The sequence below is a fragment of the Microbulbifer maximicatervae (SeqCode) genome, from assembly GCF_052467385.1.
Genome location: NZ_CP174311.1, coordinates 153,316 through 171,337 on the forward strand (window position 1 = coordinate 153,316; position 18,022 = coordinate 171,337).

Sequence of the window (18,022 nt, forward strand, 5' to 3'; positions counted from 1 at the left end):
TTAGCTGTTAGCGGTGCGTTGTTCCGCTTTCTGTGGGCGTCCCATGGTCAGCAGATTAAGGAATTTAACCCCGGCCATTTGCAAACTATCGACAATCTCATTGGTTTTATTTTGTAGCATTGAGTTAAACAACAGCAGGGGAATGGCAGAAATCAAACCGAATGCTGTAGTGTTCATCGCTACGGAAATACTGGTGGAGAGCATGGTCGCTTTTTCAGATGGGTCGGCACTGGCTACTGCAGTAAATGCAGCAATCAGACCCATAATAGTGCCGAGTAGGCCCAGCAGAGTGGCAATATTAGCGAGAGTGGCCAAGTAACTGGTGCGTTTTTCCAGACGGGGAACAGCTTCGAGAATCCCTTCCTCAATAGCCAGGGCAATATTTTCCTCGCGCTTGGCAAATTGCAAAGTGTTGATGCCCGCTGCGGCGATACGGCCCATTGCTGCATCGTTGTCTCGGGCCAGCTGCAAGACACTTTGATAGCTGCGTTTTTGCAACATGGGCAATACTTGTTGATACGCCTTTTTATTGGCATTCCGCGCGCGTGATAAAAATATCCAGCGCTCTACTACCATTGCCAGTCCGATAACCAGGACCACTGCAATTGGGTACATGAAGGGTCCGCCATTTTGGAAAAAACGCAGCATCGCTTGAGTGAATTCCATGATTTAATTCTCCACAGATAAAGTTATAAATTTGTAGTGCAAAGGGAGAGCGATTGAGTTCCCACCCTTGGTGTATAAAGAGGGCCGCGGGACGTTGAAGCCTGCTGCGGCGGTTCCATGTCTTCGCTGTATAAATTAAGCAGTGCCGCTTCCATACGCCGCAAAAAATTATTTTTAATTTTGTTGGGCCAGCCTAATCGGTTTTTTCCTGTTCAGCTTGTAACAGCTTTATTTCCCGCCGAAATTCAGAATATTCCTGATGTTCAAATACAGAGGAGAAAGTTTGCGGCAGAACGCTGTCGAGCCTTTGTAAACTGTCGGCTTGCTTCCAGGGAATGATATATAAAACCTTAGGTTGTTCCTGACTGCCAATTACGGTGGACTCCAGCGCTGTTATTTCCTCTGCTGTTGCGCCGTATGCAAAGATAGACAGGCTCAGTATGAGGCTAGAAAATAATTTCATTGTTAAAGTCTCCGCTCCAGCTCGAGTATCCATGCACTGAGCAATTTATCCTGTTCAGTACCGGAATCTTGCGCTGCCATATAATGCTGAAGGGCACGCTCGGGTTGTTGCAGGTAAAGGTCGTAGAGGATTCCCAGGTTGCGGTGTGCATCGGCATAGTGTGGCCAACGCTCTATGGCGGCGTTGTAGTATTGCTCTGCATCTTCGAACCGCCCCCGGTCACGCATCAGGGCGGCAAGACGATTCCAGGCAAATACATTGTTATCGTTTACAGCAATAGCCTGGCGAAAGCTGCGCTCGGATTCCTCGTATTTCTCGCCGGACTGTTGCACGATTGCCAGGTTAAGCCAGGCTCCAGAGAGCTCCGGCCACTTTTCAGTAATTTGGAGCAGTTGCGATTCAGACGCAGGTAAATCATTTGCCTGAAAATTCTGGCGAGCCAGTTCCATTGCCGCACGGGCCTGTTGCGGTACTCTTTTACCATCCCGCAAGTAGGGGTTCTCTGTCAGTTGTTGCGCGGCGTCACTATCTGCGGGCGATGTCGTCTTTTGCAGGCCGCTACATGCAGAGAGTAGAAAAACCAATAGCGCAGTAGTGAATAACCGTGCGATTGAAGATAATTTATGGGCGCTAAATTCAGTGCAGTGCATCACTCCACTCCAGGGTTTTTTCTTCTTTTTTGTAGCGTGCGGGTAACAGCTCTCCCAGTGAATGGAAGCTGCGTTTAACCCAGTCGTCGTAAATACCCTCAACCGTGCGCTGGATATTGGCCTCGTGAAGCTCTATAGACTTCTCCTCAAAGGGATAGGCCTGTTCCTCCAGTAGAATTTCGTATTGTTCCAATTCCAGCTCGTTCAGGTTTTTAGGGCGCTGTGAGTCCATCAGGTCACGGCTGAGCTGTCGGTACACTTCCGCGAGGCGATAGTTTGCTTGAGGGGTGAATTCTGCGATGCCAAACTCCAGGACTTTGCGGTAATCCGCCACGGTGGTTTGCATGGCCCGCTTTTTATTAGCGAGACTGGTCTTTAACGGCAAGCGCAGTGCCAGTTCAGCAAATTTCGCATAACTTTGTTCCGCCAGTTCACTTTGAGAATAAGCGGCCAGGTAACGCCCGCGGGGTGACTGCAGCGAGTTCTGTGCAAGTTGTTGTAGCCAGTAATTCCGCTTAGTGGGCTTTTTGGTCTGAGCGTAGATTTCGACCAGCTGAAATTGCGCTTCCAGACGTTGCTCAGCGGGCTCTGGCCACAATTTGCTGTAGTTGCGATAGCTTTCAATAGCCCTGTTGTACTCACCGGCTTTTTGCAGGTTTTCTGCAGCCATAAACAGGGATTGACGGCGAACTTCCCGATCCGGATCTGTAGCGGCTAATTGCAGTAATTCTGAGGCGGCAGCCGCCGGCATTTCCAGAGCTTCAAAGATAACGATGGCTTTGGCAGCCAGTGTCGGCGTCAAGGTGTGCGCGGGATAAAACTGGCGGAAATCAGCGAGTTCTGTGCTGGCGCGCTGCCACTGCCCTAATTGAATAAGAAAATTAATCGCATCATATTGGGCGGTGGCCGCAACCTCTGTGCGCCCGCTATCGCGGATACGCAGCAGGTGATTGAGGGCTTCCTCACTGGGAGCGGCATCCTCACTCTCGCGCTGGGCCAAAATGATTTCTGCCTGGCGATAGATGGATAACTGCAATTGGCGCAATGCGTCTTTGCGCAGCTTATCGTCTGGCTGGTAGCCGAGCGCGCGGGTATAGGCAGCCTCTGCCTGGGGATATTGCTTCAGGGAAAAATGGCTGTGGGCCAGTATTATTGCAATACTTAGTTGCTGTTGCCTATTGGCTGGCGGTTGCCATTGATCGGCGTGCTCGGCAGCGGCGATGGCTTCGGCAAAGCGCGATTGTTGTAACAACTTATCGGCAGCGGCCAGCTGTACTGGCAGAGCTCTCGGGTCTTGGGGCCAGCTCTGTGCAAATTTCAGGCTCGCTTCGATATTGCGATCGAGCCACAGGATTTTCTGTTCCGACTCTTGATCCGGAGTTTGTTCATGCACTCTGGCTGCACTGAGGATGGCTCCGTAGCCGGCTTCGGCAGCATACTTGGGATCTTGGTATTCCCAGGCTACCTGGCTGTAAGCGCGCCAGGCGGCGGGGTGATCTGCAGCCTGTTCAAGACACTCTGCCATTAGGAAAACCATGGAGGGCGTGCGCGGGTCTTGTGGAAAAGTCTGCGCGTATTCCCGATATAAAGCAGCGGCACTGCGATAGGCACCCAGTGATTGTGTGCTGACAAGGCGGCGCTCTTTCACTTTACTTGCGGGCAGCTTTGCCACCTGCTGAGCTAATTCTTGTGCGCGGGCGTGGTCAAATTGGGCCAATTCGTACAGCCATGGTTGCAGGGTTTTGGCTAATTCCTGCTGCTGAGTTTCATCTGCTGCTTGCCAGTAATCACTGTTCACACCATAGCGCCGTACAAAGTCCCGCTTCGTCGGCAGAACTTCTTTATGTAGTCTCCCCGCTTGCAAGGTTTCGACGGCGAGAAGATGGAGCTGTGGGGCCTGTTGGGTTTGCGGGTAGTGATTTACGAATTGTAAAAAGGTATCGGCACTGTTGCGGAACAACTCTTTTTCCCGATACCAGGTGCCGAGTGCGCTGTATAGTTGGTGCTGATAGGGACGTGGCTCTCCATTGAGGTTAAAAGACTCAATGGCTTCAGCGCCGCCCAGGTAGCTGAAGTTTAATGCGAGCCCACGCAGGCTGTCTTCACGCAGGCGCTGTCGTCCAACAGGGAGTTCCTCTTCTTGTTCCTCGCTGTGCAAAATATCCAGTGACTGGAGAAAAATTTCTGTGGATGCGCGGTAATTGCTCGATTTAAATTCTGACCAAGCCAGCATATAGCGAGCATTATCCGTAAATGGACTCGGCCCCTGCTTGAGCAATGCTCGGAAGTCTCGGGCGGCGCTGGGGTAGTCTTTGCGGTTAAATGCCGCTTCGCCACGGCGGAATAACACTTCGCCAATAAATGGTGAATCCGGTGAGCTGCCAGCAATCTTTTCCAATGCCTGTAAGGCTGCAGGCATTTCCCCATCCAGTGCCCGGGCGCGAGCTAAGCGATAGAGAATATAGTCATCTTTCGGACGCTGTGCGGATAGGCTCTGGTAATAATCGACCGCGCTGGAGTAGTCGACAATAGTGTCAGGGTTGTCGGACTGTTCTTGCTCCAGTCGCTCCATTTCCAAGTCCGCCAGGCGCAGATGGATTTTCTGCTGAACCTTTGGGTCGGTATGGCTCTCCAGTGCTGTGCGGTAACTTTGCACCAGGTTTTCCAGCGCGGCAGCGGTTTGTGCGGGCGGACTTTGCGGCGCCTCTTCCTGAGGGTTGGGGGCGGTAGCTCGGGGCAGGTCAGCGAGGGTTTGTACCGGCTGATTGCCACAGGCTGTCAGGGCACAGCAAATACCAATAGCCAGGGAGCGCAGGGTAAACACAGCAGCCGGATGCGGGGCGTTATTCATTGTCTGAGGCCCCGGTATTATCCGTGTCACTGTCAGCCTGAGAGGCTGCGGGGATCGCCTGCATTTCAGCGTCTTGCAGACGTGCGATAGCCAGTCGTGTGTGGGCCATATAATTGTGAATTTGCTGCTGCTCTCTACCCAGCTGAGCGATAACCTCTCGGCGTAGGTCGGCTTCAATTAATTCGCTGGCTCGACCTATCGCCGCTTGCTTAGCTGGAATTTCGTCACCGGCGGTGACCACCCGATAGGCTAGTTGGCGAAGTTGTGGCCCCCGCTGTGCTTCGGTATCTGTTTTCTTGCGTTGTTCCCGCCCCCTGCGTAACTGCTCTTCGAGCAGTTGTAGGGATTTTTGCTGCTGCCACAACTTCTCGTGATACTGTTCACTGGCTTGCCAGAGCAAAATCCCCCGGGCTTTCGCCAGGGTTTCTGCTTGTTGTTGGCTGGCCTTGCCGCTGTGCTGGATTTTTTTAAGACGTTCTTGAGCGCCGGTGAGAATTTCCAGTAATTCGAGGCTTTCACTTTGATCATCCGGAGTGGCGGTGGTCGACAATAAAGTGAGTGCGTCGCGCTCCTGTTCAATATCCTCGAGAGCTGCCCTCAAATGATCATATTGCTGTGTTGCCATCTGCAATTGCTGGTCAAACTGGGCGCTATTGTAGTTATCAATAATCGTTGTACGGCGCAGGTGACGCTCTTCGATAAGGTCGGCAAATTGGGGTAGTTTATCTTGCCAGGTCTGTAGGACCTGGGTGAGCTGCTGCAGATCGCGCAGCTCGGTGAGCCGCAATTGGAAGTGGTCACTTTGTAGGATTGGCCGCAGAAAGTGTTGGTTATCGCGCAATAGGGGAGAGGCCTGGGCTAGTTGTAACCAGCCATAGCGCCAAGCCTCGCGCTGAACAGGATCATAGGCCAGCGGTTCCGTCGCCAGGTCTTGCTGTAACTGGTGTAACTCAGTGAGCGTTTCCAGGTAATAAGCTTCAGCGCTTTGATATGCTCTGAGGGCTACAGAGCGATTTTCCAGTTTTTCGTAACCATAAGGCAGGGCTACCATCGCTTCCCGTGCGGCGGGACTGTAGCGGTGTTTATCCAGTAAAAATTGCAGTGCGTCTATGCCCGCTTGGTAGTCCTCACCATTGATAGAGGACCAAGCCATTCCCAGGAGTGCGCGAGTTGCCCAGGGCGTGTTGAGGCGAACCCTGGAAAAGGCTTCTTTAGCTGCGCTGTGTTGCTCTGCAAGAGCCAGGGCGTACCCCATACCAATATGGGCTTTATCAATGAGTATGGGAATTTCAGATGAAGGAATATCAATTGTTTCTGCAAAATCAACAGCGACTTGATATTCGTGAATTGCTGCAGGCAATTGGCCGGACCTGGCAAAGGCAGCGCCTAAGTTGATATGTCCCAATAACTTTTCCGCAGGGTATAAATCGCTGGTTTCCAGTAATTTTTGAGCCGTGGTGAGGTCTTTATTGCGCAGCGCTAAGTTGAGAGGTAGAGAGGACTCCTCGGCAACCCCTGACTTTTCCAAGTGTGCTGCTGCGCTGACAAAATCACCGTTCAGGTAATTTAATTCGGCCAGCTTTAACCAGGCAGTGCGGCGATATTTTGGCGCAGCCTCGACATTACTCTGCTGTTCAAAAAGTTCAGCTGCTCGTCTATGTAAACCAAACCCTAGGCTGATCCCGCCCTCTATCAATGCGGCGTTATCCCTGTGAATTTGAATTGAATCCCGCTGTTGAGCAACCAGCAGTGTGCTCAGGGCATCAAAGTAATTCCCTTGAAAATACTCGTAAAGCGTAGCGCCATAAGCCAGGTCTTGAGCCCTTTGGTATTTTTGTGGGGCTCGCTGCTCATTGCTGGGACCGTTTGTTTCGGCCACAGTATCAGCTTCCTGAGCGCAAAGGTTACTTGCGGCAAGGATGAGCGCCAGGGATAGGGTGCGGGTAAAAGATGGGTAGTACATGGCTAATCAGGGCGTTGGCCACTGCACCAACTCAAACTCCGGCTGTTGTTTTCCGGAGTTGTCTGAGATAACCAGTTCAATAACGGCGGGCTCATCACTTTTATTCAATTCCAACTTGGCTGCCCGCTTGTATTCGCGCCCTTCGGGCCCAAGGCCAGTTATAAAAGCAGAAATAGTGTAATCACCGGATTTTAGGTTGCTTTTGTAAAGCGGTTGAATACCACCGCGAATCAACGCTTCCCGCTGATGTTCCGTATACAGATGACTTGCACTTAACTTGTTATCGATGTGTAGCTTTACTGCATCCAAAGTAAAATAGTGGCCTACATCCATAGACACATAAAAGGCGATTTGGCTCTGTGCGGGATAGAGCAAATCTTCTTCAAGAATCAATAAATCCCTGTTTAATTTAAGTACATCGCGCTTTAATTCTTCCAATTTCTCCGCAGAGAAATCGCTTTCCTGAGCCTGCACAAACGCAGAGCCTAAAAGGCCGATAAATAAAATAAAGCACTGAAAGGGGCGTCTCATGGCAGACCTTTTGATAGGAATTGGCATTATTCTTTGGTCGGCGCAAATTATGTCAGGGGATCAACGATCTGATGTGATCTTGTTGGCAAATTTTCTATGAAGATAAAACGGATTACTCAAAGATTCTCCAAACCGCGACTGAAAAACAACTTCCGGTTACTATCTATAACTACTGCTTCAAATTGGGGCAATCGATTAATAAGTGCCAAGCCTTTCTCTTTTCCCAGAACAAACACACTGGTAGAAAGGGGGTCGGTATCAAAGCCGCGGGGGCCAATAATGCTGACACTAATCAACTTATCAGTGTCTTTTGCAGAAGTTTCCGAGGGTTTTCCTGTGGATGGATTAAAAATATGGTGCACTCTATCATGCTGCTCATCAATAAAATAACGCTCGTAATCACCTGAGGTAGAGATAGCAATATCACGCAGGGGGATAACCGCAGCATTTTTACTTTTTTCACGGGGGTGGCGAATACCCACTAACCAGGGTTGCCCCTGTTTATCTCCCAGCATGCGTGCATCGCCACCGGCACTGACGCTGGCGCAGCAAATGTCTGCCTGCTTGAGGATCTCAATTGCCCGATCAACCGCATAGCCTTTGGCAATGCCCCCTAAGTCTATTTTTGTGTTTTTGTGGCCAAAACGGAGTGTATTGGCCTTTTTATTCAGTTTTAAGTGGCGGTAATTCAACGCTTCTAACAACGAGTCTGTCAGCTGGGCGTCTGCCTGTTTCTGCTGGCGAAAATCATAGTGCTTGCCCAGGGTGGCGTAGCTGATATCGAATGCACCGTCGGTGAGCTGGCTAAACCAAAGGGATTTATCAATCAGGTTGGTGAGCTCTTTGGAAATATTGACGTTTCCCCGGCCAGCTGTGCGGTTAACGAGTGATAGTTCACTGTTTTTCTTATAGGGCGAGAGCTGATCGTCAAGTCGATGAAACTCTGTCATGACCTCTTCAATAAGGTGCTCAGCCTCATTGTCGTCTTCGTGCCATAGTTGCAGGCGAACCTGGGTTCCCATAATTGCACGTTCAGCGTAGTGCCATTCGGCCACAGAAGGAATCGCGCAAAGTGTGGCACCACACAGTAATAGTGATTTAAAAACGCGGAACATCACTTATCCAACTTAAATAATGGGGGCGAAGGCAGTCATACTGTCTTGTAAGTTACTATCGCCGAGACCGTGATTCGGAAATAAGGTTGAGAAATTACCTTGCTCCCCGTGCAGGGCCATATAATTGAGCACTACAGTTTCCACTAATAAATTGACGTTGTTAGCGGCTGGGGTGGATGTTGTTTCTACGTCACCGGAGCTGCGCATATAGCCGAGTTGCTGGTGAATCGCCTGCTCATCCGCTGTGCCACCGAGTAATTGTGGTCGGCCCGCCGGGTTGTATACCAGGAAAAATGAGGCGGCTGTCTGTTGGTCATCGCCAGTCCAGACGCCTTTGCCACGGCCTTCTACCGAGTCGTCCAGCATTCCGTTGGAGAAAACGGAACCATCACTAAAAACGTAAATCATCAGGGGCTGGTTGCGGCGGGCGGCATACTCCAGGCAAGCGCCAATACAGCGCCCAGCGCGCAAATCGCGAATCTCTCCTGTGGCGCGGTCGCCGGTATGGTAGTCATAGCCACCCATGGTAATAGTGCCTGCACCGGCATATCCATTGACGACCAGCTTCATCACTGAGGCGGTCTTTTGGAACTCTCTGTCTCCACTCAATTCTGAACTGGTAAAAACACCGGATGGCCCGACGATATCTGGATCGGATTCGGGATTTAAATCGGCCGGGTTGCCAAAGCGATCAGCCAGGTCAGCACTTTTCATATAGCCGCAACGCACCAGGTCTTTAATGACTGCATCGGTGCTGACTTTAGTATTTACGTTGCTGAGTTTCGCTTCGGAGATGCGGTACATGGACTCCATCACTGCGACAGTGTCCTCCTGACTGAGCAGCCCCACCAGGTCTCCTACATCTACAAGGCCGGTAACGTCGGAAGAGCGATCCACTTTGGTGGGGCGAACTTCGGGGTTGATCATGGCGGAAGGAGCCATGGAGTTGCCACCGGAATCACTGGAGCTGGAGCCGATCAGGGCCAGCAGGGAACCGTTGGCTCCCGCCTGGTTAATACCGTACATGGGATTGTGTGGGTTGTTGCCTGTATCATTTTCCGAGCGAGCGGGAATAACTGCGCCGTTGGTCGCCGATGCTGTGCCAGCAGCGATTTTTTCCAGAATGCCTCGCAACATGCCGCTGTCACTATGGAAGGCGAGACCCAGGTCAGTATTGATAAATTCATCACCGAGGGAGGGAACCATATCTCCGGGGAGGCCTTGCTTGTTGTAGCCGGCTGTGCCGAGAAAATCCATTTGTCCGCCCTCTTTACCTACCAGCACATTGGAGCCTGCGATATTGGCGCCGCCGGCGAGATCGAAACAAATAAAAGGAATTTTACCGGCACCGAATGCACTGACGTCACAGGGGCCGCCATTGGTTTTTCGCAGTGCTTCCAGGTCCGAGGAAAGGGCTGCATGGGCACTACGGGGATTGGCAAACAAGCTGAAGACAGAGCCGCCCAGCACTGTTCCCATACCCGCTCGGAAGCCTTGAGCGAGAAAGTCGCGGCGTGTTACCGGGCGGTGGTGGTCCGGGTGCCGTAGGGGCTGGTCCAGATCAAAGTGTTTTTTCTTGCTCATAATATTCCCGGATAGAGTTTTCGGTGTGCCGGCTCTTTATTGTGGAGGGGCTTTACCGGCGAAAGTTTTGCCGACAAAGCCGCTAGTCTTTTTTATGCGATCAGTGAATCAGGATCATGGCACTGCCCATGGCGGCAGCACATACGGCTTTCACCGTAGTTTCTGTGCGACCTGAATCGCAGCTGCTGCCACAGGCGGTCATGGTGTCGATAAGCGTGTCCAGTTCTGTCTCTACAGAGGCCAGGTCCGGGGCGCTGGCAAGCTGCGAGACGCTGCCGTCGTGCCAGTTCATCTCGTGGCCAAGCAAACCTTCCATGAGCGGATCAATAATCTGCGCGCGTTTGCTGGCGCTGTCGAAGGCGGTGTCTGCGGAAGCGCTGAAGTCAAATCCACTGAAGTAGCTGCTGCGCTCACTGGAGTCCACCAGGGTGCTGCAATACTTCACTGCCAGCTGGGTAATACCCATTTGCTGTGCAGCGAGGAATCCTTCAATGTCACTTTCAACCGGAAGCTGGCGTTTCACAGTTTCCCAGGTTTCATAAATATCGGGGTGGGACATGGAGACTCCGGTCGCCTGGGACAGGCTTGCATGGATTTGTTCAAATCGGCGCAGACCAATGCGTGATTGCGCTTCCAGATCAGCGGCATCCGCAGGTTCAGCTGGAGTAGCCTCAACCCGGTTATAGGTTTCGCTGCCGATTTTTTCGAAGGTCAGGAAAAATTCATCATCGAGGGGGCCCTTATCCAGAGTGATAATGGTCCCGAGCCTGGAAAGCTGCTGGCCTTCACCTGCTACGTAGCTATTGTCGACTGCAGTGGATAACTTGGACCAGGCCTGGCCCACCTCCGCTTCGCGGCCATTAATACCGATACGCATTCCCTCAATGGCGATTCCAGATGGATCGACACTGTCGTCGAGGCTGACAAAGGTGGGTTCACTAAACAGATAGGCATAATTATCAAATTGCTGCACAGTAAACATGACATAGCTTTCGGCAATGCCTGTGTGCTCTTCAACTTTGAATAACAGCAGATATTTTTCACCGACGCCAACTTCGTAGTTGGTAGCAATATCCTCTTCCGATAGGGCGCGGGAGTGAATCGCCAATAGGCGAATGGAGCCTTCCCAACTATTGCCGTTACTGACTTCGCTTCCTACTGCGAGGGCAAAGGTATCGTCCCAGGTAGAGAGCAAACCGGATTCACTTGGGTCCGGCTCCCCGGTATTTGCACCGTTAACGTAAAGCTTGCGTCCGTTAATTGGATCGTAAGTGGCCACCACATGCTGGAGACTGGCTTGTACAACCTGGTCGGCATCATCGGTTGCCAGGGCAGGCATACCGTCCGCATCGGTGTTGTCATTGCGGTTTTGCACGGTGTAACTGTATTGATCCTGGCCAAGAGTGAAGTTGCGAATATCATCGCCACCGGAATAGGTGACGATACGCGCGGGCCCATCCTGTGAGACATTGGCTGGTGCCGCCCAGATTTCAATTGAGTATTCACCGGTGGCTGTGAGGGTATCGTAAAGTTTGCTGCTGGTTGCAGTAGCCCCCTGTGCTTTACCCCCCTTCAATTGCAGCCCCCAGGAGTCGATCCACTCCACATCGCCAGATAGGGCGAGATCAATTGCAGGGTTAACTCCGGAGGTATCGTAGGCAGTGGTGCCGCTGCCGGTTTTAAATTCATAGAGAGCAATTGCATTGCTCTCTATACGGCCGCCACTACTCGCAACAATACCGTCTGTGAGGCGCAGTGCCTTACTGATAACCCAGTCGGGGTCTACCTCGGTGACACTGATAGTATCGGCGAAGGCTTGGATCGCATCGGTCATTTCCGCTTCGTTATCTGAGCAGTCATCCCAGCAGTTGTGAAATTCACTGCCCAGGCGCACAGAGAAACGGGAGTCGGCCGGAGAATCCAGGTTAATTTTGCTGACCGCAGATGCGTAGGCGAGATCGACATCAGAGCTGGCAAAGTAGGGGGTTTGTGCCGTTGTCGCATCTTCACTGTGACAGTTGGCACAGTAGCTGCGCAACAGAGGGTAAACTGTAGTGCTAAAGCTGCCGCTGGATTCGGGGAAACTTTTACTGGCACCCACCTCACGCTCGACAGGTGCGACAAGGGTGATTGTATTGCTTAGGCCGCCGCTAGCCCGAGCCCATTCCTCGATGTAGTTGGTAATAATTTCCGCACAGGTATCATCGCTGGAAAGCCAACAATTGTGCCCACCACCAACCTTGGTTACCAAACGGGATTCATCGGGAACTGATAGGTTAATTAACTCGCGTCCGGCATCGTAGGCAGCATTAATATCATCGCCGCGGACAAAATGTGGGCTCTGGTTATTTTCAATATGACAGCTGCCGCATCGATTTGTCGCTGCCAGGTTATCCCAGATGTACTGTTTATATTGATTGACATCATCGGTTTCAGGATCCGGTCCGGAATAGGCAGCGGTGCCATCGTTGTCGCTGGTATCCGGTTGGCTTTCGGTGCCCTCTCCACTGCCACCACTACAGGCACTGATTGCCAGGGCAGCACAAAATAGTGAAGCGATACGAAGCGTGCGAACTATCAGTGTATTTTCTATCACTGGGAGACTTTTATAGGTTTTCATTTTTTAATCTCCCGCGCAGTAAACCGCAGTGTCTGCGTATACCTGCTTAAGTTTGTAGCCGGTATTGCTGAAATCATCGGTAATAGTTTCAATTCGGTTGCGGTCGGTAGAATCTTCCGGCTCGCGCAGACAAACTTGGCGAAACACCTTAGTTACTTGGCATTTGGCGAAAGCTCGGCTGTTAGACAACTCCTCTCCCAGGGATTTGATGCCGTTGCCGTTGCCGGACAAGGTGTCGCTCCAACCCAGATGCATATTTATGCCCTCGCGCCAGTAGTTAACCCAGCTGTCGTCGGGAATAATAAAACCGTGGGGAAAATTGCCGCTGTTGATCAGGTTTTTGGCCTTAACACGGCTGCCGGTTTCTGGATCTATATCACCGGCTGCGTTGTAATCCAGGGCTCCCTCTTCTCCATCGGGATCATTGTCTGCATCGTATACATAGTCGTAATAAGCGAATGCCTGTGCCATGGGGTCCATGCCGCTGTGGCAACCGATACAGTTATTTTGGAATACCCGACTGTCGCCCCCAGGGCTGCGGCTTACATCCTGGCGAATACGATCCGGTGAGCGGGAAGTATCCTGCACCTGCTCCATGTCGTTACACAGGTGATTGAGCATGGTAAAGCGAAACATGGCGCGATTGGTTCCCGCACTAAAAAAAGCCTTGGCGGCGGCGCGGCTGGTAAGAACGCCGGCGGTGGCATCTGCGGGGAGACCATTGAGAGAGGATTGAGCTTCCTGCACCAGATTGTCCTGCAGGGAATAACCCCCGGCTTCCAGTGTCTCGTAGTGGTCGTTATTTCCCGTGTTGTAGGAGGGCAGGCCAGAAATATCACCGGTGTAGAGAATATTTGCCGAGAGCAGTTGGCGGAAGTCCATATCGTCCCGAACCATGCCGATTACCGTCGCAGTGTAATCATTTAATGGTTCAAATACGTCCTGCTCCTCATTAGTCCAGGGAGTGGCCAGATTTTTTAGAGTGACATTATAGAAGGCGTCATTCTCCATTGCCGTATACGCCGCAGCGGTGGGATCACCGTTTTCTATATCCTCTGCCATATCCAGCAATACGCTCTCGCTGGGAATGGTTCCGGTGATGCGGCTGTGAATTTGGAGAGCCTGGTCCTGCGATGCTGATAGGGCAGAATTACTCCACAAACCTACTCCGAGCAGTGCGGTTACCGTGGTGAGCCGGAGTACACGCGCTCGAGACGAATTATTTTTCATTGGACTATTTTTGTCGGTGAGATCACTGGGATGTGGCAAAGCAGTCTAAAAGCAGATTTCAACAATGTCAGAATGACTTTCAATATTTGCGTCCCAGTTGGCAAACTTTTTGTGCGCAACTTGCGAGAATTAGCCTCAGCGGTCAAAGCCGTATAAAAAAGTTCTTAGGCTAAGAGCACAAAAAAGGCGTGTGCTGCTCGTGCCAAACCCGGGTGGATAACAAAAATGAAATGTTTGCGTGCGCTACCGCTTTTGCTATTGGTGGCGGCCTGTAGTGGCGGTGGCAGTTCCAGTGGTGGTGAAGACCAAGCCGAAGATCCCGTGGTGGAGGACTATCCTGTTGCTTTTGTACTTCGTCAATTAAGTAGTGACGATGATGGCAGCCTCCTTCAGGATAATATTTATGAGCCCGGGGAATTTTTTGCCGGAGCCCAATTGATTTTAAAAGACCGTGCAACCGCCAGTGCAGCAGAAACTGTCATTACTGCAAATATATTTGACGGTGATTACGATGTAAAAGACCTGAATACTTCAGCAGATGGCAGCCAGCTTATATTTTCTATGCGGGCACCGGAAATAGAAGACGCTGATGACGATGAGCAGCCTACCTGGAATATTTGGGTATACAACACCGAAACAGAAGAACTCAATCGGGTAATTGAGTCAGATTTAACTGCTGAAGAAGGCCAGGATATCGCTCCCGCTTTTTTACCCGATGGACGCATAATTTTTTCTTCTACCCGCCAGCGGCGCTCCAGAGCTCTTCTACTGGATGACGGTAAACCGCAATTCTCAGCCCTGACTGAAAATCGAGAGGAGCCGGCATTTGTACTCCATGTAATGGAAGCGGACGGGACCGATATCACTCAGATATCGTTTAATCAGAGCCATGATTTAAATCCAGTTGTACTGAGCGATGGACGGATCCTGTTTAATCGCTGGGACAATGCGGCAGGTATCGATAAATTAAGCTTATATACAGTAAATCCAGATGGTTCGGACCTGGCGGTTTATTACGGTTATCACAGTCAAAATACGGGTACAGAAGAGACTGAGGCCGCCTTCAATCGACCGCACGAAATGCCGGATGGCCGCCTTTTGGTAACGTTGCGCGCTCCCTCTGGGCTCACTTATGGTGGCGATCTCGTGACTATCGACGGCATTGTTTATAGCGAAGCCTACAGTGAGCCGGAGCAAAGTGGTGAAATGGTCGGGCAGGCTTCTATCACTGTCGGAGAAGTCACTACCGACGATACTATTTCTCCCCACGGTACTTTTGCTTCCGCATGGCCATTCTACGATGGGACAAGTCGTTTGCTGGTAACCTGGAGTGAATGCCGGGTTATCAATGAAGAAACCGAGCTGCTGGAGACCTGCCCGGATACTCTTGCCGAAGATGAAGAAGTTCAATTGGCAGACCCACTCTACGGCCTGTGGATTTACGATTATATCGCCGGCACCCAGCTTCCTATTGTGGTTGTGGAAGAGGGAGAAATGATATCCGAAGGGGTTACTCTGGAGCCTCGCACTGAGCCCACCTATATTCCAGACCCCGTCCCGGGAGTCGATGTCGATGCGGATCTGGTGGAGGAATCTGTCGGAATCCTGGATATTCGCAGTGTTTATGATTTTGATGGTGAAGATATTGCCGGAATCGAAACCTTGGCGGATCCCGCCCAAACCACAGCAGATTTTCGGCCTGCACGATTCTTGAAAATCTCCAAGGCCGTGGGCATTCCCGATGATGATGTTCTGGACTTTGATGGGGCAGCATTTGGCCGCAATGGTAATCAGGGCATGCGTGAAATATTGGGTTATACCCCAATTCAGCCCGACGGCTCCGTAAGGGTAAAAGTTCCCGCAGATATGCCCCTGGCAATTTCCGTTGTCGATGCAGATGGAAAACGCATTTTCGATAGTCATAACAACTGGTTACAGCTACAAGCGGGTGAAGTGCGCAGTTGTAACGGTTGTCATACTAGCGATAGCGAAGCTCCTCATGGCCGCACGGATATGCAGTTGGAATCAGCTTGGGTTGGAGCGCCGACCTCGGCAGCACCATTTGCCAATACTGAGCCCGCGCTACTGGCGGAAATGGGCGAGACTATGGCTCAATTATTGGCCCGTTATATTGGTGAGGCTGAACTTGAAGGAGATCTGCACTTTACCGATTTATGGACTGATCCTGCGGTACGGACTAAGGATGATGAGTTATTGCTTTCATACGGTGATTTGAGTACGGATGCACCGGTGGAATCCACTTGTTTAACAGAGTGGGAAAGTAACTGTCGAATCGTCATTCACTATGAACAACATATTCAGCCGCTCTGGGATTTCCCCCGTGAAGTATTGGATAGTACAGGAGCAGTAATAGCTGATTATACCTGTACAGTCTGTCACTCTCCTGTTGATGCTGCTGGAGCAACTCAAATACCCGATGGGCAATTAGATCTCACAACCTCGGCTTCCTCTGTTAATGATGCTTGGTTTGTTTCCTATTCCGAGCTGGTGGCCGATCGCGCTGAATTGGAGTTATCCAGTGGGGTGCTAACACCGCGGCTTGTACAGGAATTTGATGATGATGGAAATCCTGTTTACGAGGTTGATGAGGATGGTGAATTAGTTCTCGACAGTAACGGTGATCCGATTCCGGTAATGGTTACCGTCAATATTTCCTCTCCCTTGACGAGCTCTGCTCTTGAGAGCTCGTTTTTTTCTCTCTTTGAAAGTGGTGGCGCACATCAAGGGTACTTAGAAGATACCGAGTTGCGCTTGATTGCCGAGTGGTTTGATATTGGCGCTCAATACTATAACGATCCTTTTGCGGCGCCGGCAGATTAAAGCATGTTGAAGTTACACCAAAATTCTATTGGCAGTTTCGCGGTATTTGTATTGCTGCTACTTTTTTCTGGGCAGGCTTCTTCTGGACAAACTTTGATGGAATCTGATTCTTCAGATGATACCCCACAAGAAGAATTGGTTGAGACTGAGACTGAGACTGAGACTGAGACTGAGAAAAAATATAAAGGCCTTGAGGATGCAGAGCCGGTTACAGTCGGTAATGCATTTATTAATATTTACCGAGGCCCGGGGCGCGGTTACCCGATATTCTATGTCGCTGAGTATGGTGAACAAATTTGGCTGCTTAAACGCCGCACCGACTGGGTAAAAGTGCTTACTTCACGCAATAAAAGTGGCTGGGTAAAAGTTGACGACTTACGTGAAATCTACGGAGAAAATGGAGAAATTGTTCGAGTTCCTCTGCCGGATTTTTCCGATGTTGACGACGGTTACTTTTACCTAGGTATGAATTACGGTGATTTTGCTGGAGCGGACTCTCTGGGAGTTAGCCTGGGCTACCAATTTACTGTCAATCTGGCTACTGAAATACGTGCAACCCAGGCGGTAGGTTCCTATTCAGACAGCCAAGTCTATCAGGTGGCAATGGTCCACCAGCCATTTCCACGTTGGAAAATATCCCCTTATTTTGTTTTGGGAGCCGGGATAAATGTTACCTCTCCAAACGCAACTATCGTTGCCACCGAAGATCGGCAAGATACAACGATGTTGGCGGGCGTAGGGTTGCGTACTTACTTATCGCGCCGTTTTGCCATCAGGGCTGAATACACAAATCACTACTTGCTTACTACGCAGGAAAATAATCAGGAGATAGTCGAGTGGAAACTTGGTTTCGACGTATATCTGTAGGCTCTGCGGCGCTTTCCGCACTGGTGGGGACCCAGGTATGCAGTGCTCAGCAGGATGATGAAGTACTTGCGGATATTGTCGCACCTGAACTGGAGCGGCGAGAGATACGTGACGCCCTGATAGATAGTGAAAATATAGAAATTGGTTTGTTTGCTGGTGTTATCAATGTCGAGGATTTTGGCTCAAACTCCCTGTACGGCACTTCAGCGGCCTACCATATCAGCGAAGATTTCTTTATTGAGGCCACCTATGCCCAGACTGAGTTGGGAGAATCCAGCTTTGAAAGATTGAGCGGTGCAGCACCGCTGTTGACTGATGAGCAGCGTGAACTCAGTTATTACAATACCTCTGTGGGCTGGAATATTTTCCAGGGTGAGTACTTTGTATTTGATGACTGGGCTTTTAATGCCAATTTTTATGTTGCGGGAGGTGTGGGAAATACCTCGTTTGCTGACGAGGAGCACTTCACTTACAACTTTGGTGCAGGAGTGAGAATGCTTGCCAACGATTGGCTCGCAGTGCGCCTGGATGTTCGCGACCATGTTTTTGAGCATGAATTATTTGGCGAGGCCCAAGTCACCAATAATCTGTCTGCCCAATTGGGACTTACCATCTTTTTTTAATTGATCATCAAAAAATAA

Annotated in this window: 13 protein-coding genes; 3 read left to right on the top strand and 10 right to left on the bottom strand. The window is 50.8% G+C overall.

All coding sequences use genetic code 11. The features are described from left to right. The 10 genes from ACJJIR_RS00715 to ACJJIR_RS00760 form a co-directional block, all read right to left on the bottom strand. Positions 1 to 666: a MotA/TolQ/ExbB proton channel family protein gene (locus tag ACJJIR_RS00715; RefSeq protein ID WP_108734861.1), complete on the bottom strand. Its 666-nt coding sequence runs from the start codon at positions 664 to 666 to the stop codon at positions 1 to 3. A gap of 193 nt (positions 667 to 859) precedes the next feature. Further along, a complete protein-coding gene (locus ACJJIR_RS00720; protein ID WP_444906963.1) occupies positions 860 to 1,129 on the bottom strand; it encodes a hypothetical protein in 270 nt (89 codons plus the stop codon). 2 nt (positions 1,130 to 1,131) lie between these two features. Next, positions 1,132 to 1,779: a tetratricopeptide repeat protein gene (locus tag ACJJIR_RS00725; RefSeq protein ID WP_413663683.1), complete on the bottom strand. Its 648-nt coding sequence runs from the start codon at positions 1,777 to 1,779 to the stop codon at positions 1,132 to 1,134. Beyond that, entirely contained in the window at positions 1,766 to 4,630 is a 2,865-nt protein-coding gene (locus tag ACJJIR_RS00730; RefSeq protein WP_444906964.1) for a tetratricopeptide repeat protein, read from the bottom strand. Before ACJJIR_RS00730 ends, ACJJIR_RS00725 begins: the two co-directional genes overlap by 14 nt. Then, positions 4,623 to 6,593 (bottom strand): ATP-binding protein, encoded by a 1,971-nt coding sequence (locus ACJJIR_RS00735; protein ID WP_444906965.1) that lies wholly within the window; start codon positions 6,591 to 6,593, stop codon positions 4,623 to 4,625. Before ACJJIR_RS00735 ends, ACJJIR_RS00730 begins: the two co-directional genes overlap by 8 nt. Before the next feature lie 6 nt (positions 6,594 to 6,599). Further along, a complete protein-coding gene (locus tag ACJJIR_RS00740; protein ID WP_444895798.1) occupies positions 6,600 to 7,124 on the bottom strand; it encodes an AraC family transcriptional regulator in 525 nt (174 codons plus the stop codon). 116 nt (positions 7,125 to 7,240) lie between these two features. Continuing rightward, complete coding sequence (locus ACJJIR_RS00745; RefSeq protein WP_444906966.1) at positions 7,241 to 8,239, bottom strand: FAD:protein FMN transferase; 999 nt, start codon at positions 8,237 to 8,239, stop codon at positions 7,241 to 7,243. A 12-nt stretch (positions 8,240 to 8,251) separates the two neighbouring features. After that, the gene (locus ACJJIR_RS00750; protein WP_413663678.1) at positions 8,252 to 9,823 is read right to left on the bottom strand and encodes a hypothetical protein; all 1,572 of its coding nucleotides are present in this window, start codon (positions 9,821 to 9,823) and stop codon (positions 8,252 to 8,254) included. 100 nt (positions 9,824 to 9,923) lie between these two features. Next, positions 9,924 to 12,443 (bottom strand): LamG domain-containing protein, encoded by a 2,520-nt coding sequence (locus ACJJIR_RS00755; protein WP_444906967.1) that lies wholly within the window; start codon positions 12,441 to 12,443, stop codon positions 9,924 to 9,926. A gap of 3 nt (positions 12,444 to 12,446) precedes the next feature. After that, positions 12,447 to 13,673 (bottom strand): hypothetical protein, encoded by a 1,227-nt coding sequence (locus ACJJIR_RS00760; RefSeq protein ID WP_413663676.1) that lies wholly within the window; start codon positions 13,671 to 13,673, stop codon positions 12,447 to 12,449. A 225-nt stretch (positions 13,674 to 13,898) separates the two neighbouring features. Here ACJJIR_RS00760 and ACJJIR_RS00765 point away from each other — a divergent pair, with 225 nt between their 5' ends. From ACJJIR_RS00765 to ACJJIR_RS00775, 3 genes are read left to right on the top strand one after another with little or no spacing between them, the layout of a single operon-like run. Then, positions 13,899 to 16,514, top strand: a complete 2,616-nt coding sequence (locus ACJJIR_RS00765; protein WP_444906968.1) for an HzsA-related protein — start codon at positions 13,899 to 13,901, stop codon at positions 16,512 to 16,514. Positions 16,515 to 16,517: 3 nt separating this feature from the next. Further along, a complete protein-coding gene (locus ACJJIR_RS00770) occupies positions 16,518 to 17,381 on the top strand; it encodes an outer membrane beta-barrel protein (RefSeq protein WP_444906969.1) in 864 nt (287 codons plus the stop codon). Next, positions 17,351 to 18,004: an outer membrane beta-barrel domain-containing protein gene (locus ACJJIR_RS00775; protein WP_413663673.1), complete on the top strand. Its 654-nt coding sequence runs from the start codon at positions 17,351 to 17,353 to the stop codon at positions 18,002 to 18,004. The genes ACJJIR_RS00770 and ACJJIR_RS00775 overlap by 31 nt, the downstream gene beginning before the upstream one ends. Positions 18,005 to 18,022: the final 18 nt, after the last annotated feature.

What these genes read in the sequence shown, in the direction of transcription:
- ACJJIR_RS00715 (WP_108734861.1), bottom strand. Translation starts at nt 666, where the DNA reads ATGGAATTCACTCAAGCGATGCTGCGTTTTTTCCAAAATGGCGGACCC.
- ACJJIR_RS00720 (WP_444906963.1), bottom strand. Translation starts at nt 1,129, where the DNA reads ATGAAATTATTTTCTAGCCTCATACTGAGCCTGTCTATCTTTGCATAC.
- ACJJIR_RS00725 (WP_413663683.1), bottom strand. Translation starts at nt 1,779, where the DNA reads ATGCACTGCACTGAATTTAGCGCCCATAAATTATCTTCAATCGCACGG.
- ACJJIR_RS00730 (WP_444906964.1), bottom strand. Translation starts at nt 4,630, where the DNA reads ATGAATAACGCCCCGCATCCGGCTGCTGTGTTTACCCTGCGCTCCCTG.
- ACJJIR_RS00735 (WP_444906965.1), bottom strand. Translation starts at nt 6,593, where the DNA reads ATGTACTACCCATCTTTTACCCGCACCCTATCCCTGGCGCTCATCCTT.
- ACJJIR_RS00740 (WP_444895798.1), bottom strand. Translation starts at nt 7,124, where the DNA reads ATGAGACGCCCCTTTCAGTGCTTTATTTTATTTATCGGCCTTTTAGGC.
- ACJJIR_RS00745 (WP_444906966.1), bottom strand. Translation starts at nt 8,239, where the DNA reads ATGTTCCGCGTTTTTAAATCACTATTACTGTGTGGTGCCACACTTTGC.
- ACJJIR_RS00750 (WP_413663678.1), bottom strand. Translation starts at nt 9,823, where the DNA reads ATGAGCAAGAAAAAACACTTTGATCTGGACCAGCCCCTACGGCACCCG.
- ACJJIR_RS00755 (WP_444906967.1), bottom strand. Translation starts at nt 12,443, where the DNA reads ATGAAAACCTATAAAAGTCTCCCAGTGATAGAAAATACACTGATAGTT.
- ACJJIR_RS00760 (WP_413663676.1), bottom strand. Translation starts at nt 13,673, where the DNA reads ATGAAAAATAATTCGTCTCGAGCGCGTGTACTCCGGCTCACCACGGTA.
- ACJJIR_RS00765 (WP_444906968.1), top strand. Translation starts at nt 13,899, where the DNA reads ATGAAATGTTTGCGTGCGCTACCGCTTTTGCTATTGGTGGCGGCCTGT.
- ACJJIR_RS00770 (WP_444906969.1), top strand. Translation starts at nt 16,518, where the DNA reads ATGTTGAAGTTACACCAAAATTCTATTGGCAGTTTCGCGGTATTTGTA.